The sequence below is a fragment of the Micromonospora cathayae genome (assembly GCF_028993575.1).
In the GTDB taxonomy this organism is placed as follows: Bacteria; Actinomycetota; Actinomycetes; order Mycobacteriales; family Micromonosporaceae; genus Micromonospora; species Micromonospora cathayae.
Map to the genome: position 1 here is coordinate 75,796 of NZ_CP118615.1, position 16,192 is coordinate 91,987.

Here is a 16,192-nt window from a genome sequence, read left to right on the forward strand (position 1 = left end):
GCGGCGGCCCACCCCGCCACCCCGCCGGCTCGCCCGCCGGGTGCTCAGGCCGCCGGCTCGCCCGCCGGGTGCTCAGGCCGCCGGCTCGCCCGCCGGGTGCTCAGGCCGCCGGCTCGCCGCGCTGGGCGGCGACGTGCTCGACCAGGGCGACCAGCACCAGCTTGCCGGACTGCCGGTCCCGGGCGTCACAGAGCACCAGCGGCACGTCCGGGTCGAGGTCCAACGCGTGGCGTACCGAGTTGAGGCTGAACCGGCGGGAACCGTCGAAGCAGTTCACCCCGACCACGAACGGGATGCCCCGCTGCTCGAAGTAGTCCACCGAGGGGAAGCAGTCGGCCAGCCGACGGGTGTCGGCCAGCACCACCGCGCCGAGCGCCCCGAAGGCCAGCTCGTCCCAGAGGAACCAGAACCGGTCCTGGCCCGGGGTGCCGAACAGGTAGACCTGGAGATCCTCGTTGATGGTGATCCGGCCGAAGTCCATGGCGACCGTGGTGGTGGACTTCCCCTCCACGCCGAACGTGTCGTCCGTGCCGATGCCGGCGTCGGTGAGCACCTCCTCGGTCTGCAACGGGCGGACCTCGCTCAGCGCACTCACCAGGGTCGTCTTGCCGGCCCCGAAGCCCCCCGCGATCAGGATCTTCAGGGCGAGCGGTACCCGCTGCCCGGATCCGACCCGCTCAGAGTGCACGGAGTCCATTCGCCACCGCCTTGAGGATGTTGTCGTCGGGAAGGTACGCAGTGGTCGGCGGCTCGTGCACGCTGACGAGCCCACCGGCGAGCAGGTCGCCCAGGAGCACCCGGACCACACCGAGGGCCAGGTTGAGGTGCGCGGCGAGTTCCGCCACCGACACCGGCTCGCCGGCCAGCTCGACGAGCTGCCGGTGCTCCGGATGCAGGTGCGGGTGGCCGGCCGGGTCGGCGCCCGGGTTCGCCAGCACGAACGCGACCAGGTCGAAGTCGCCGGTGGTCGGGGCCACCCGGCCACCGGTGACGGTGTACGGGCGGACCACCGGACCGGCGTCGTCGTCCAGCCACTCGTGCTGCGGCCCCGGCGGCTCAGCCCGCATCGGCCACGACCGTCGAAGCCCGGGACGGGGCGCTCAGGTACTCGCCGACCCGGGTCACCAGCATCGCCATCTCGTACGCGATCAGGCCGATGTCCGCGTCGGCGTCGCTGAGCACCGCCAGGCACGCGCCCTGCCCGGCGGCGGTGACGAAGAGGTACGCCGATTCCATCTCCACCACCGTCTGCCGGACCGGTCCGGCGGCGAAGTGGCGGCTGGCCCCCTTCGCCAGGCTGGCGAAACCGGAGGCCATCGCGCAGAAGTGCTCGGCCGCGTCCCGGTCCAGCCCGGTGGAGGCGCCCATCGGCAACCCGTCGGCGGAGAGCACCACCGCCTGGCGGGCGGCCGGCACCCGGTCCACCAGTTCGTCGAGCAGCCAGTCGAGATCGGTGGCCTGCCTCGTGGGTTGCACCACTACGCGTCCCTTCCAGTTCCGGTGACAGTGTCGACGGTCGTCCCGCCGGGCGGCACCCGGGGTAGCTCCGTGGTCGGTTCGTCCACCGTCCTACCGGTGGGCACCGTGGGCGCGTCCACCGGCCCGGCCGGTCCCGCACCGGGCCCGGTCGGAGCGGCGGGCACCGGGCGTACGCCCGACCCACCGGCGGCCCGCGAAGCGGCGGCCGGCCCACCGACGGCCGGCGGAACAGCGCCCGGACCACTTGCGGGTGGCAGCTCACCGGCGGCCCGGCGGCCCCGGGCGGTCCCCGCCTGTAGCGCCGCCATCGCGGCCCGGATCTGCTCCGGGGTGCGCGGCGAGGGTTCGGCGGCGGCCGGACGGCGGGGTTGCCGGGCCGGGGCACGCTGCCGGACCCGCCGGGGCAGACCGTCCGGCCCCACCGGCGCCTCGGCCGGGCCGGGTCGGGCCGACGACAGCGGGACCACCGCGGGCGCGTCCGTCCGTTCCCGGGTGGCCCGCGCGGTACGCGGACGCGGCAGGGTGGTCAGCTTCGTCACCTTCGCCATCCGTCCCGACCCGGAGCCGGGGTCGCCGCCGGGCGGTCGGGGCGGCAGCGTGGTGACCACGTCGGTCGGGAGGAGCACCACGGCGGTCACCCCGCCGTGGACGGACGGGCGCAGCTGCACCCGGACCCCGTGCCGGGCGGCCAGCCGGGCCACCACGAAGTGCCCCAGGCGGGCGCTGGCCGACGGGTCGAACTCGGGCGGCCGGCCCAGTCGCCGGTTGGTCTCCTCGATCGCCTCGGCGGTCATCCCGAGACCCTGGTCGGTGATCTCGACGGCGTACCCGTTGGGGACCAGTTCGCCGCGGACCTGGACCCGGGTCTGCGGCGGCGAGAACGACGTGGCGTTCTCGACCAGCTCGGCCAGCAGGTGAATCACGTCACCGACGGCCCGGCCGACGACCGCGGCCGGCTGTACGCCGGCGATGTCGACCCGGTCGTAGTTCTCGACCTCGGAGATCGCGCCCCGGATCACGTCGAGCACGGCGACCGGGTTGCGCCAACCCCGGCCCGGCGCGGCCCCGGCCAGGATGACCAGGTCCTCGGCGTGCCGCCGCATCCGGGTGGCGAGGTGGTCGACCCGGAACAGCTCGGCCAGTTCCGCCGGGTCCTCGGCCCGCCGTTCCATCCGGTCGAGCAGGGCCAGCTGCCGGTGCACCAGCCCCTGGCTGCGGCGGGCGATGTTGAGGAAGACCTCGTTCAGCCCGTGCCGCAGGGCCGCCTCGTCCACCGCCGACCGCACGGCGGTGGACTGGACCACGCTGAAGGCCCGCCCCACCTGGCCGATCTCGTCGTTGCCGTACTCCAGCGGTGGGGCCTCCCGGGCCACGTCGACCGGCTCGCCCCGGCGCAGCCGGGCCACCACGTCGGGCAGCCGCCGCTCGGCCAGCTCCAGCGCCGCCGCCTGGACCCCGGTCAGCCGCTGGATCAGCGACCGGCCGACCCGCAACGCCACGACCAGGGAGATCACGATCGCCACCAGCCCGAGCAGCCCGGCGGCGGCCAGCCGGACCAGGATGCCGATCGCGGTCGGCACCGACCGTTCGGTCAGCGCCGACGCCTCGGCCAGCTCGAAGTCCCGCAACTCCTGCTGGACGGCGTCGTGGGTGGTCTGCCAGGCCACCGGGTCCACCGGGGGTGGGCCGGAGCGCTCGGCGGCGATCAGCTCGTCCTGCATCCGCCGCAGCCGGAGAAAGTCGTCATTCTCGGTGAGCTGCTGGAACGCGCTGCGGGCCGAGTACGGCAGGTCGGCGATCGCCAGGTTGGTGGCGTACCGGTGGTTGCCGATGGTCTGGACCAGCTGGGCGTGCTCGCCCCGGGCGAACCGGCCGGCGGTGAGCGCGCCGGCGGCCAGCGCGTCGGCCTGTCCGAGCAGCTCACGGGCCTGACCGAGCAGGTTGAGCGCGCGGGCCTGCCGGGTGAGGTCGCCGTCGGGCGCGACGGACATCGCGGAGAAGGTCTGGAAGGCCGCGGTGAGCATGCCGGTGTAGAGGCCGTGCGCGCCGGCCCGGTCCATCTCCCGTTGGTCGATGAAGCCCCGCCCGGCGGGGAGCGCCTCCAGGGCGGTGAGGAGCCGGTCGAGGCGGGCGTCGATGAGCTCGTCGGTGGCGTCCCGCAGGTCCCGGCCGGCGGCCCGGCGACGCAGCTCGGCCACCGCCTGGTCGGTCCGCAGCCGTTGCTCGCGCAGCGCGGACGACTCGCCGTCCCCGGCGAGCTGGACCACCGAGAGCCGCCGTTCCCGTTGCAGGTCGATCACCAGCCGGTCACCGGGCAGCCCCAGCTCGCTCAGCAGGGTACGACCGGAGAGCAGGTCGAGGGCGGGCCCCAGGGTGAGCGTGGTGGCGAAGATCCAGAGCGCCAGCAGGGCGGCCACCGGGGCGACGACCAGCGCGGTCAGCTTCGAGCGGATCGGCCAGTCGCGGGAGTTCATGAGACCTCGCCCGGAAGGTGTGGCAGGGGTGGCACCGGCACCGCCGCCGGGCAGCGTCGAGCCCGGAACACCAGGCACCGGTACGAGCACCTTGGGCAGGATACGTAATCGGGGCCCGTTGCACTACCGTCTGTTCCGTCCGCTCATGTTCGACCGGAACCGGTCCAGGGTGGACGAACGTACCCGGACGCCCGGTTTTCTCCCCCGTCGCCATTTCTCGAAGCGGTCGAGCCCCACGCGGGCCGTTCCGGTCATGTCCGCGCGCGGAAAGGGAACGGTGACACCACAGGAGAGGACCCCGGAACCGGAAAGTCGGCGCAATCGGGATTGGCGATCAGGTCGGGGCGGGAATAGCAGGTGGCGAAGGAGGAGGCCATGTCGCCCACGCAGGTAGTCGTCATCGTTCTCGTCGTGCTCGTGATCGCCGCCCTGGTGGCGGTGGCCGTGATCGCCGGCCGCCGCCGCGAGCTGCGCCGACGGTTCGGCCCGGAGTACGACCGGGTGGTCGCCGAGCGCGCCAGCCGCAGCGCGGCGGAGAAGGAACTCCGCGCCCGGCAGCGCAAGCACGCCGAACTCACCCTCACCCCGCTCACCGCCGAGTCCCGGGCCCGCTACACCGCCGCCTGGGAGGAGGTCCAGTTGCGCTTCGTGGACACCCCCGCCGAAGCGGTCGGCGACGCCGACGCGCTGGTGGGTCGGCTGGTCGCCGAACGCGGATACCCCACCGGGGACTTCGACGAGCAGGCCGCCCACCTCTCCGTGGAGCACGCCCAGACGTTGACCCGGTACCGCGAGGCCCACGAGATCCACCTGCGCAACGAGCGCGGCGAGGCGAGCACCGAGGAACTGCGGCAGGCGGTCGTCCACTACCGGGCGCTCGTCGCCGACCTGCTCGGGACGGACCCGGTCGGGGCGCAGCCGCCGGCGCAGCGGTCCGTGACCGCCACACCGGCACAGCGGTCCGTGACCGCCACCGAGACCCCGCATGACGCCACGAGCCGCTGAGGAGACCGCCACCATGCGCCAGCACGAGCAGACCGACCAGCCCGAGGTGATCCGGTCCGAGCCGGTACCGGTTCCGCCGGCCCACGACACCGCCGGCCGCCCCGGGGACCGGGCCGGCCGGACCGAGGTCCCCGAGGACGTCCTCGACGACCGGGGCACCTTCGACGACCCGGCCGTGGTGGAGCGGCACGGCCCGGCCGACCGGGCCGACCAGGACCGGGTCCCGGGTGACCGGGCCGACCACGACCACGACCGTGACCGGGCCGACCACGACCGGGTCCCGGGTGGGCAGACCGACCACGACCGGCGACGCGACGGTCGGGAGCCGGACGACACGCGGCCCTTCGACCTGCGGGGCGTCGACACCGACGGGCGGGACGGGTTCCACGAGCCGGGGCCGGTACCGACCGCCTTCGGCGCGACCACGGTGGGGGGCGCGGTGGCCGCCTCGGCACTGGCCAGCCCGCGTCCCGAGGACGAGCCGGACCCCCGCGAGGAGCGCACCGCCCGGCCCGGCGACGGCGTCGACGGCGACCGCCGGGTCGGTCGGGACGCCGACCCGACCGCCCTGCTGCACGGTCACCACCGGGAGCAGCGGACCGACGAGGCGGAGCAGCACGTCCCCGGAGGGCCCGGCCGGCACGCGCAGGAGCCGACCGCCGTGGACCACCGGGACACCGGGGTGCGTCGCAACGCCAGCACCGACGGCGCCGGGTACGGTAGCCCGGCCCCGCAGATGGTGGACCCGGACGCCACCCCGGAGACCCGGCCCGGCGCCACCGGACCGGGAGCCGGGTCGGGCAGCGACACCGACACGCTGACCGCCGCCGGCACCACCGGTTCCACCTCCGCCGCCCTCGCCGAACCGGCCACCCTGTTCGACGCCGGGACCGCCCAGGGCTTCCGGGACCGGTGGCGGGACGTGCAGCTCCGGTTCGTCGACGACCCGAAGGCCGCGGCCGGGCAGGCCCAGGGCCTGGTGGAGGAGGCGATCCAGGCGCTCGCCGCGGCGCTCGCCGCGCAGAAGAACGAGATCAGCGGCTGGCAGGACGCCGGCTCGGCGGACACCGAGCAGCTCCGCCAGGCGGTACGCGGCTACCGCGACTTCCTCGACCGGGTACTGGGGCGCTGACCGGCGTACCACGTCCGTCCATACCGGAGCGTCCCGACCGCGTACGTGGTCGGGACGCTCCGCCGTGGACGGAGCAGTAGTGCGCGGCACCGCCGTGGGTCCGCCGCCCGGCTGTCCGGGACCTCCGCCGGTGGTCGGTGGCCGGTTCGTCGCGTACGGCCTGATCGGGGGCGGAACCGGACGGTCCGGCGACCGGGCCGCGCCGGGGGTGGGCCGGACGCATGCTGCCCGCCGCACCGGGTACGCGGAAGGGATCAGGGGAACGCGCCCGGGAACAGGAGGCGACAACGATGACCGATCGCGACCGTGACGTTCGCCGGCCGCTCGAGGAGAGCCCCGAGGTGGCCGCGGCGGTGGACGACGACACCACGGTGCCCCAGTTGGCGAACGACGGCGGGCCGGACGAGCAGAGCCCGTCCTTCACCCAGCCCGGCGAGGTGCCCGCCGACGGGACCGGCGGTGAGGAGCTGATCGGTGCCGCGTACGCCGGGGAGAGCGGCGCCGGGCGCACCGCCGTGCGTACCGGTGCGGAGCAGCCCTGGGATCCGGAGGACCTGGCGGCGGCCCGGGGGCAGGACCCGGATCCGGAGCACGTCGCACGGGCCCGGCGGGACCTGGACCGCGAGGGACGGGCGGCGGTCGAACGGACGGTGCCCTGACCGCCCCACCGAATGCCGAGGGGCCCCCGGCCCGACCGGTGCAGGTCGGACCAGGGGCCCCGGGTGGCCGCCGCCTCCAGCGCCTCACGACCGGAGGCGGCGGGCCGGAGTGCCGTCAGGAGAGCGGCGGGTAGGCGTTCTGCATGAGCTGCTGGAACTGGGCGGAGAACCAGGCACCGGAGATCGGGGCGTTGTCCAGCGCACCGCTCGGGTTGTTGCCGTTGCGCGGGTTACCGGTGTAGGTCGGGTCGCACATCCGGTCGAAGCCCTTGCCCTCGTCGTTCGGGATGAGCTTGCTGGAGCCGTCCGACTCGCCCGGGGGCTTCACCCAGACGTAGGCGTCGATGCCCGACTCGGGGGCGACGGTGGGCCGCTCGCCGAGGCCGGCACCGGACTGGTTGCACCAGTTGCCGAGGTGGATCCGCCGGTCGACCCGACCACCGTTGACGTAGGTGTCCACGTTGGTGGTCGCACCCGGGCCGGTGGGCCGGGCGGAGCCGCCCCAGCCGTTACGGGAGGTGTCGATCAGCATGCCGATGTTGGAGTTGAAGCCCTTGGAGATCAGCTCGTTCCGGAACGCCTGGGCGAAGGAGAGCTCGTCGACGTAGAAGTTCCAGTCGACCCACTTGGACTGGCGGACGGACTGGCCGTTCACCTGGTCAGTGATCTTGAAGTACGGCTCCTTCAGGGCGGAGTAGTTCGCCGTGTTGACGATGAAGCCGTGTACGTTGTTCACGGTGCTGCCGGAGGCGACGGCGGCGTCCTTGATGATCTGGGCGGCCGGGCTGAAGTTGCTGTCCCAGCCGAGCCAGCCGTGGTGACCGGCGTCGACGTAGTTGTAGACGTTCGGGATCGCGCCCAGCTTGGACAGCGCGTAGCCGACGCCGTTGACGTATCCGCCGTTGGCCTTCATCGTGTCGCAGGTCGCGGTGCCGCCGGGGTTGTTGGTGGTGTTGGTCACCAGGTTCGGCAGCGAGTCGATCTCGACGATGTTGATGATGCGCAGGTTCCGGTACTTCGCGTCACCCTGGATCGCGGAGATCGGGTCGATGTACTCGGCCTTGTAGCGGGGCAGCTCGTCCGGCTTGAGCTCACCGTTGGAGGCGAGCGCCGCGCAGTCCCGGCCGGGCAGGTTGTAGATGACGAACTGGATGTAGCCGGCACCCTGGGCGAGGGCGGCGTCCAGGTGGTCACGGACCCCCATCGAGCCGTTCGAGCTGCTGTCGTCGGTGCCGTTGATGGCGGCGATCCGGTCGATCCAGACGGCGGTCGGCGTGTTGGAGATCCGGCTACCGCCCGGCTCCGCGTCGGCCTTCGCCTTCCACTCCGGGTTCACGTAGCCCTTCACCCCGGCGTAGGGGTTGTCCACCTTGGGCCCACCGGGCGGCGGGGTGGTGGTCGGCGGCGTCGTCGGCGGCGTGGTGGGCGGCGTCGTCGGCGGGGTGGTGGGCGGCGTGGTGGGGTTGGTGGTGCCACCGTTGCAGGCCACGCCGTTGATGGTGAACGAGGTCGGCTTCGGGTTGCTGCCGCTCCACGAGCCGTTGAACCCGATGCTGGTGCTGGCGCCGGTGGGAAGCGAGCCGTTGTAGCCCTCGTTGCGGGCGGTGACGTTCTGGCCCGACTGCGAGAAGATGGCCGACCAGCCCTGCGTCACCCGCTGGCTGCTGTTCGGGAAGGTGAAGCCGAGCGTCCACCCGTTCAGGGCGTCGCCGAGGTTCTTGATGTTGATGGTGGCGGTGAATCCACCCTGCCAGTCATTGGTCGTGTAGGCGACGTCGCACTGGGTGGCAGCGTACGCGCCGGTGACCGGGATGGTCACCAGTCCGCCCGCGACCAGGGCGCTCGCGCCGGCCAGCGCGACCGCCCGGCGCCGGCCGGACAGACTTCTCCACAGATTCATGCCACTGATCTCCTTGGGCGAGACCGGACCCGGGTACGGCCCGGCTGGCGAGGCTTACGGAAACGTCGTTCCACAGAAGCCATCGGGGGGTGATGGGGGTTGCCCGACCCGGACGGGCAGCGGTGTTGCGCTGCGAACGGGTGGAGCCGACCGGCGGTGGTGCCTACGACGTCGTCCGGACGAACCGGCTGCCCTCGACGCCTGGCCTACGCGGTGTGGCTCCGCTGACGCAGTGAAGTGATTCTTGCATGGGAGCGCTTCCATGACAACCTCTCGATACCTCGACGCCACCAGCTCGGAATTTACGGGCAGCAGTCCCGTAACAACCCAGCGAGGGCGGACCGGCCCACGGCAGCCGGCCACTGCCGCTAAAGCCACCTAAGCGGCAAAAACCAAAACACGAATCTTTCCCCGCATAGGTCGCGAACAGGGCTAACGTCTGAACTAGCTCGGCTTCCGCCGGGCCAGGACGAAAAGGGATGGAGTGACGCAGGACATGGCTACCAACATGCTCGGAAAGGTCGTCGCCGGTGCCGCCCTCGGCGGGGCCTCCTTGCTGGCCTTCACGCCGGGGATCGCTTTCGCCGACGGCGCGCAGGGCGGCGAGGGTCACCACCGCGAGGGCAAGGTCTACGCCGATCCGCACGCCGTCAAGCCGGGCCACGACGTGAAGCTCATCGAGGTCTGCGTGGAAGCGCAGGAGGACGCCTTCGTCTGGTCGGAGGTGACCGGCAAGGTCAAGCTCCACCCCCGGGAGGACAGCGGCAAGGGCGGCCGTGAGCGTGACCGGCAGCACGAGGAGCAGGAGGGCCGCTGGCCCGGCTCCGAGGGCGGCCAGTCGCGCCAGGGCACCCAGCCCGGCGCGCCGGGAGCGGAGGACAGCGAGCAGGGCCGCTGGCCCGGTCAGGACGCCGAAGAAGGCGAGCAGGGCGGCGAGCAGGGCCGTGAGCAAGGCCGTGAGCAGGGCGGCGAGCAGGGCCGCGGGCCCGGCCAGGGCGACGAGGGCGGCCAGCCGGGCGCCCCGGGAGGCGCCCCGGAGCAGGGCGGCCAGCCGGGTGAAGGAGTGACCCAGCCCGGCGGCATGGCCGGCGGCGACGAGGTCAAGGACGAGGACAAGAAGAAGGCCGACGAGGAGGCCAAGAAGAAGGCCGAGGAAGAGGCCAAGAAGGGCGAGGAAGCCAAGAAGGGCGAGGAAGCCAAGAAGGGCGAAGAGGCCAAGAAGGGCGAAGAGGCCGAGCGGAAGAAGAAGGCCGAGGAGGAGGCCGCCGCCGAGCACGAGGGCGCGAAGGACGAGACCTACTTCGTCTACTACGGCGAGGCCACCATCCCGTGGGACGCCGAGCCCGGCACGTACGAGCTCAAGGGCTCCTGTGGCGAGGGCAGCCTGGTCGTCCTGCCGAAGGGCCACGTCAAGGGCGGCGACGGTGGCGCCACCGGCAGCGACCGGGGCATGGCGTTCGGCGGAGCGACGATGCTCGGCGCCGCGGCGCTCGGCGGCATCGTGCTGATGCGGCGTCGTCGGGCCGATGAGCTGGTCTGACACGGGGACACCCCGGGCCGGCGGCCGACACGGGAAACCGTGGCGTGCCGCCGGCACGGCCGTGGTGCTCCTGACCGCAGCACTGGGCGCCGGCATGCTCGGTGCGGGGCTGACCGAGGAACCCGCGCCCCGCCCGCCACAGCCGGTGGTCCAGGCCGGCGCGCCCGACGTCGCCGGGACACCCGCCCCGGCGGACGACCCCGCCGACCCCATCGGGGCCGAACTCGGCCGGACCGCGGGCGACCAGGGCGCGCCGGGCTCCGCCGGGCTGCCCCGGTCCACCCCGACCACCATCACGATCCCGCGGATCGGGGTGAACGCCCCGATCATGTCGCTCGGTGTGGAGGCCGACGGAACGGTCCAGATGCCCCCACTTCAGCAGGCCCGGAACGCCGGCTGGTACTCCCGGGGCCCGAGCCCCGGTGAGATCGGCAACGCCGTCATCGTCGGGCACGTCGACTCGGCGTACATCGGGCCGGCGGTCTTCTTCGACCTGGGGACGCTGCTGCCCGGCGACGCCATCACCGTCGCCCGGGCCGACGGCACCTCGGCCACCTTCCGGGTCGACACGGTGCGCTCGTACCCGAAGACGGAGTTCCCCGCCGAGCTGGTCTACGGCGGGAACGACCGGCCCGGCCTGCGGGTGGTCACCTGCGGCGGCACGTTCGACGAACGGACCCGGGACTACCTGGACAACGTGATCGTCTTCGCCACGCTGGTGTCCTGAGCCCGGTGCGCCATCGAACACCGCGACGCCCGGTGGAGGTCGTCCACCGGGCGTCGCGGTACCCGGATCAGCTCGCCGAGGAGGTCCGGACCAGGGTCCGGATCTGCCGCAACAGGACCGAGAGCGCGGCCAGGTCGGCCCGGGACTCGTCGAACTCCCCCATCGCCCGCTGCGCGCGGTGGATCGAGGTGGCGTTCGACTGCTCCCACTCCTGCACCCGCTCCTGCGGCGGCCGGCCGCCGTCGGTGGAGTCGAGCACCTCGTTGGTGAGCGCGGCCAGAGCGGCGTAGAGGTCGTACCGCAACGCCATCCGGGCCAGCGTCTGCCAGCGGTCCTCCCGGGGCAGCAGGGAGATCTTCGACAGCAGCGAGTCCACCCGGAACCGGTCGGACAGGACGAAGTAGACCGAGGCCACCTCGCCCACGTCCTTGCCGGTCTGGGCCGCCGTCTCCACCACGTCGAGCAGGCCGAAGCTGTACATCAGCCGGGTCGCCTGCTCGGCCAGCTCCCGGGGCAGCCCCCGCCCGGTCATCGCCTCGACGTGCGCGGCCAGCGCCTCCCGCTCGGTGCCGTAGAAGAGGTCCTCCAGGTCGGGCAGGAGACGGGCCACCCCGTCCCGGAGGCGCTTCGTCTCGGCCGGTACGTCGATCGGCGACCGGCGGTTGGTGACCAGCCAGCGCACCGCGCGGTCCAGCAGCCGCCGGGTGTCCAGGTAGACGGTGGTCTGCAACTCCGGGGCCACCCGGTTGTCCAGCGCCTCGACCGCGTCCCACAGCTCCCGCAGCCCGAAGACGTCCCGGACCACCACGTACGCCCGGATGACGTCCGCCGGTGAGGCGGCCGTCTCCTCGACCACGCGGAAGACGAACGAGATGCCACCCCGGTTGATCACCTCGTTGACCAGGACGGTGGTGACGATGTCCCGGCTCAACCGGTGCCGGCCCATCCGGTCGGCGAACCGCTGCCGCATCGGCGTCGGGAAGTAGTTGACCAGGACCTCGTTCGTCCACTCCTCGTCGGGCAGCCCGTCGGTGAGGATCTCCCGTTCCAGCGCGATCTTCACGTACGCGAGCAGCACCGCGAACTCCGGCGCGGTCAGCCCGGACTCGGTCCGGACCGCCAGTTCCTCGTCCGGCGGGAGCGCCTCCAGCGCCCGGTTCAGCACCCCGGACCGCTCCAGCTCGCTGATCATCCGGCGGTGCACCGGCAGCAGCGAGGTCGCCTGGGCCTGGGCGTTGTTCAGCGCCCGCGCCTGGTCGTAGTTGTCCCGCAGCACCAGCTCGGCGACCTCGTCGGTCATCGCCGCGAGCAGCTCGTCCCGCTCCGGGACGGTCAGCTCACCGTCGGCGACCGCGGTGTTCAGCAGGATCTTGATGTTCACCTCGTGGTCGGAGCAGTCCACCCCGGCCGCGTTGTCGATGAAGTCGGTGTAGATCCGGCCGTCGTTCTGGGCGTACTCGATCCGGCCGAGCTGGGTCCAGCCCAGGTTGCCGCCCTCGCCGGCCACCCGGCAGCGCAGGTCCTTGCCGTTGACCCGGATCGCGTCGTTGGACTTGTCCCCCACCTCGGCGTTGCTCTCGCTGGCCGCCTTGACGTAGGTGCCGATGCCGCCGTTCCAGAACAGGTCCACCGGGGCGGTCAGGATCGCCTTCATCAGCTCCGACGGCGACAGCTGGGTGACCTCGTCGTCGAGGTCGAGCACCGCGCGGACCTGCGGCGAGACCGGCACCGACTTGGCGGTACGCGGGTACACCCCACCGCCAGAGGAGATCAGCTTCGTGTCGTAGTCCTCCCAGGACGACCTCGGCAGGTCGAACAGCCGCTTCCGTTCCGCGTACGAGGAGGCCGGGTCCGGATCCGGGTCGAGGAAGATGTGCCGGTGGTCGAAGGCCGCCACCAGCCGGATGTGCTCGCTGAGCAGCATCCCGTTGCCGAACACGTCACCGGACATGTCCCCCACGCCGACCACGGTGAAGTCCGCGGACTGGGTGTCGTGGCCCAGCTCCCGGAAGTGCCGCTTGACCGACTCCCAGGCGCCCCGGGCGGTGATGCCCATCTTCTTGTGGTCGTACCCGGCGGAGCCGCCGGAGGCGAACGCGTCACCCAGCCAGAACCGGTGCGCGGTGGAGATCTCGTTGGCGATGTCGGAGAACGTCGCGGTGCCCTTGTCCGCCGCCACCACCAGGTACGGGTCGTCGCCGTCGTGCCGGACCACCTCGGTCGGCGGGACCACCTCGCCGCTGACGATGTTGTCGGTGACGTCCAGCAGCGCCGAGATGAACTCCCGGTAGCAGGCCACCGCCTCGTCCCGGTCGCCCGGCTTCTGCTTCAGCACGAAGCCGCCCTTGGCACCCACCGGCACGATCACCGCGTTCTTCACCATCTGCGCCTTGACCAGGCCCAGCACCTCGGTACGGAAGTCCTCCCGCCGGTCGGACCAGCGCAGCCCGCCCCGGGCCACCGGCCCGAACCGCAGGTGCACGCCCTCGAACCGGGGCGAGTAGACGAAGATCTCGTACTTCGGGCGGGGCGCGGGCAGGTCCGGGATCGCCTGCGGGTCCAGCTTGAACGCCACGTACGACTTGGGTCGGCCGCCCTCCTCCATCTTCTGGAAGAAGCTGGTCCGCAGGGTGGCCCGGATCAGCGTCAGGTACGCCCGCAGGATGCGGTCCTGGTCCAGGCTGGCCACGTCGTCCAGGGCCGCGTTGATGGTGTCGGCCAACTCCTCGCCGCGCCGGTCCCGTTCCTCGGCGGTCAGGCCGTTGGCCGGGTCGAACCGCACCTCGAACAGCTCCACCAGCAGGCCGGCGAGCCTCGGGTACGCGATGAAGGTGGACTCCATGTAGTCCTGCGAGAAGACCGTGCCGGCCTGGCGCAGGTACTTCGCGTACGCCCGGAGCACCACCGCCTGCCGCCAGGTCAGCCCGCCGCGCAGCACCAGCTCGTTGAAGCCGTCCACCTCGGCCTCGCCCCGCCAGGCGGCGGCGAAGGCGTTCTCCACGTGCGGGCGTACCTCGGCCAGCTCCTGGTGCCCCTCGGGCAGTTGCAGCCCGAAGTCGTACAGGTAGATCCGCCCGTCGATCCGGTCCACCTCGTACGGGTGCTCGTCGACCACCCGGACGCCGAGCGAGTGCAGCACCGGCAGCACGTCGGACAGCAGCATCGGCTCGGCGTTGCGGTACACCTTGAACCGGACGTCCAGCGCCTCGGCCGGGTCGGCGTGGGTGCGGGCCCCGTTGCGCGGCGCGAGCTGCTTGCGGAACAGGTGCATCTCGAGCTGGCCGGGCTCCTCCAGCAGTTCCAGCTTGGCCAGGTCCTTCATCGCCTCGTACGGCGTGTGCCCGTCCTTGTAGCCCTCCGGGAAGGCGTCCGCGTACCGGGTGAACAGGTGCTTGGCCTGCTCGTCACCGAGCTTGCGTTCCAGCACCAGCCGGTAGTCGTCGTCCCACAGCCGGGTCGCGTCGGCCAGTTCCTCGGCCAGCAGGTCGGCGTCGACGTCCCCGGGCGGGTTGGTCGGGTCGGTCCGGACGATGAAGTGCACCCGGGCCAGCATCGACTCGGTGACCCGGGTGGTGTAGTCCACCCCGACGCCGTTCAGCTCGCGGAGCAGGATGTCCTGCATGCGCAGCCGGTTCTGGGTGGTGAAGCGGTCCCGGGGCAGGTAGATCAGGCAGGAGATGAACCGCCCGTACCCGTCGCGGCGCAGGAACACCCGCAGCTGCCGCCGGCCGGCCATCCGGAGCACGCCGACGACCGCGTGGTACAGGTCGTCGGTCTTGATCTGGAACAGCTCGTCCCGCGGGTAGGTCTCCAGGATCTGGAGCAGGTCCTTGCCGGAGTGGCTGCGCTCGCTCAGGCCGGACCGCTCCATCACCTCGGCGACCTTGCGGCGCACCACCGGCAGCTCACGCACGCTGGTCCGGTACGCGGCGGTGGAGAACAGCCCGAGGAAGCGGCGCTCGCCGACCACCTCGCCGTACTCGTTGAAGATCTTGAAGCCGACGTAGTCGAGGTAGGCCGAGCGGTGCACGGTGGCCCGGGAGTTCGCCTTGGTGATGATCAGCAGGCGCTTCTCCAGCACCTTCTCGTGCGCCTCCGGCGTCATCGACGACAGCGTCCGGGGCTCGGTGCGGTCGGAGCGCAGGATGCCCAGGCCGGTGCCGAGCACCGCCTCCAGGGCCTGCCCGGCCGGCTCGTCACCGTCCCCGGTCGGGATGTCGACCAGCCGGTACTCCCGGTAGCCGAGGAAGGTGAAGTGGTCGTGGGCCAGCCAGCGCAGCAGCTCCACCGAGTCGGTGATGTCCTTCTCCGGCACCGGCGGGCGGGTCTCCGAGGTACGCGCCGCGGCCAGCTCGTCGGCGAGCGCGAGGGCCCGCTGACGCATCTTCGGCCAGTCCTCGACCGCCTCCCGGACGTCGGTGAGCACCCGCTGGAGTTCGGCCCGCAGCCGGTCCCGCTGGCCGGCGTCCCGGATCGGGTCGATCTCGATCCGCATCCAGCTCTCGACGATGTCGCCGTCGATCGCGTCGTCCGGTTCGACGTCCGCCGCCACCTCGGTCAGCGCGCCGAGCGGCTCCCGGCGGACCACCACCAGCGGGTGCACCAGCAGGTGCACGTCCAGGTGGTGGGCGTTGAGCAGCGCGGTCACCGAGTCGACCAGGAACGGCATGTCGTCGGTGACGATCTCCACCACGGTGTGGTGCTGCTCGGCGTCCGGCTCGTGGATGCGCAGTTTCAACTCGCCCGGCACCCGCTGCTGGGCCAGCTCCCGGTGGGCCCGGGCCGCCTCGAGCATCTCCTCGGCGGTGAAGCCGATCAGCTCCTCGTCCGGCGCGAACCGCCAGAACCGGTCGACCAGGGTGGCTGCGCCGTGGTCGTCCCCGGCCAGCACCACCGCCTGGGCGACCAGGCGTTCCGCGTTGGGCACCGGCTCGTCCAGCTCGGCGTCCTCCACGTCGTCGCCGAGTGCTTCCGGCGGCAGTCCCAGGTCATACAGGGTGTCGACGCTCGAACCGGTCATCCCGGTTTTTCCTGCATCGAGTCTACCGAAACCCTCCCGGTCGGTCGTAGACTCGTATCTATCGCCCTGGCCGGTGTCAACCAGCCGGAGGTCGGGTCCCGGTTTGATCGCCGGAGGCCGGTCCATCGGTGCCACTCCCCTCGACCCACCGCGTTGTGGGCCCAATCCTCCCAATCTTGCCCTGCCTCGCGATCTCAGGCATCAGCGGGCCACCTATTGGGATCTCCGGTCGCGACATGTTCGATCCACCCGTTCA

General features: G+C 72.3%; 11 protein-coding genes. 5 read left to right on the forward strand and 6 right to left on the reverse strand.

From position 1 onward, the window contains the following. Nucleotides 1–100: 100 nt before the first annotated feature. From PVK37_RS00380 to PVK37_RS00395, 4 genes are read right to left on the reverse strand one after another with little or no spacing between them, the layout of a single operon-like run. A complete protein-coding gene (locus PVK37_RS00380; protein ID WP_275031665.1) occupies nt 101–697 on the reverse strand; it encodes a GTP-binding protein in 597 nt (198 codons plus the stop codon). Beyond that, the gene (locus PVK37_RS00385) at nt 678–1,067 is read right to left on the reverse strand and encodes a DUF742 domain-containing protein (protein ID WP_275031666.1); all 390 of its coding nucleotides are present in this window, start codon (nt 1,065–1,067) and stop codon (nt 678–680) included. Before PVK37_RS00385 ends, PVK37_RS00380 begins: the two co-directional genes overlap by 20 nt. Then, the gene (locus PVK37_RS00390; RefSeq protein ID WP_275031667.1) at nt 1,057–1,479 is read right to left on the reverse strand and encodes a roadblock/LC7 domain-containing protein; all 423 of its coding nucleotides are present in this window, start codon (nt 1,477–1,479) and stop codon (nt 1,057–1,059) included. The genes PVK37_RS00385 and PVK37_RS00390 overlap by 11 nt, the downstream gene beginning before the upstream one ends. Further along, complete coding sequence (locus tag PVK37_RS00395) at nt 1,479–3,953, reverse strand: sensor histidine kinase (RefSeq protein WP_275031668.1); 2,475 nt, start codon at nt 3,951–3,953, stop codon at nt 1,479–1,481. The genes PVK37_RS00390 and PVK37_RS00395 overlap by 1 nt, the downstream gene beginning before the upstream one ends. 375 nt (nt 3,954–4,328) lie before the next feature. On the opposite strand from PVK37_RS00395, the gene PVK37_RS00400 reads away from it, so the two are divergent. From PVK37_RS00400 to PVK37_RS00410, 3 genes are all read left to right on the forward strand, one after another. Continuing rightward, a complete protein-coding gene (locus tag PVK37_RS00400) occupies nt 4,329–4,958 on the forward strand; it encodes a hypothetical protein (RefSeq protein WP_275031669.1) in 630 nt (209 codons plus the stop codon). Continuing rightward, entirely contained in the window at nt 4,939–6,090 is a 1,152-nt protein-coding gene (locus PVK37_RS31760; RefSeq protein WP_275031670.1) for a hypothetical protein, read from the forward strand. Before PVK37_RS00400 ends, PVK37_RS31760 begins: the two co-directional genes overlap by 20 nt. Nucleotides 6,091–6,380: 290 nt before the next feature. Next, nucleotides 6,381–6,749 carry a hypothetical protein gene (locus PVK37_RS00410; RefSeq protein WP_275031671.1) on the forward strand — a complete coding sequence of 123 codons (369 nt, stop codon included), beginning with the start codon at nt 6,381–6,383 and terminating at the stop codon, nt 6,747–6,749. Nucleotides 6,750–6,864: 115 nt separating this feature from the next. Here the strand turns inward: PVK37_RS00410 and PVK37_RS00415 are convergent, their stop codons facing one another. Further along, complete coding sequence (locus PVK37_RS00415; protein WP_275031672.1) at nt 6,865–8,649, reverse strand: glycoside hydrolase family 6 protein; 1,785 nt, start codon at nt 8,647–8,649, stop codon at nt 6,865–6,867. Between the two features lie 496 nt (nt 8,650–9,145). Between PVK37_RS00415 and PVK37_RS00420 the strand changes: the two genes are divergently transcribed. Then, a complete protein-coding gene (locus PVK37_RS00420; RefSeq protein ID WP_275031673.1) occupies nt 9,146–10,189 on the forward strand; it encodes a hypothetical protein in 1,044 nt (347 codons plus the stop codon). Beyond that, a complete protein-coding gene (locus tag PVK37_RS00425) occupies nt 10,176–10,916 on the forward strand; it encodes a class F sortase (protein WP_275031674.1) in 741 nt (246 codons plus the stop codon). Before PVK37_RS00420 ends, PVK37_RS00425 begins: the two co-directional genes overlap by 14 nt. Before the next feature lie 67 nt (nt 10,917–10,983). On the opposite strand, the gene PVK37_RS00430 is transcribed toward PVK37_RS00425, so the two are convergent. Next, nucleotides 10,984–16,062, reverse strand: coding sequence for an NAD-glutamate dehydrogenase (locus tag PVK37_RS00430; RefSeq protein WP_275031675.1), 5,079 nt, complete (start codon nt 16,060–16,062; stop codon nt 10,984–10,986). Nucleotides 16,063–16,192 lie beyond the last annotated feature (130 nt).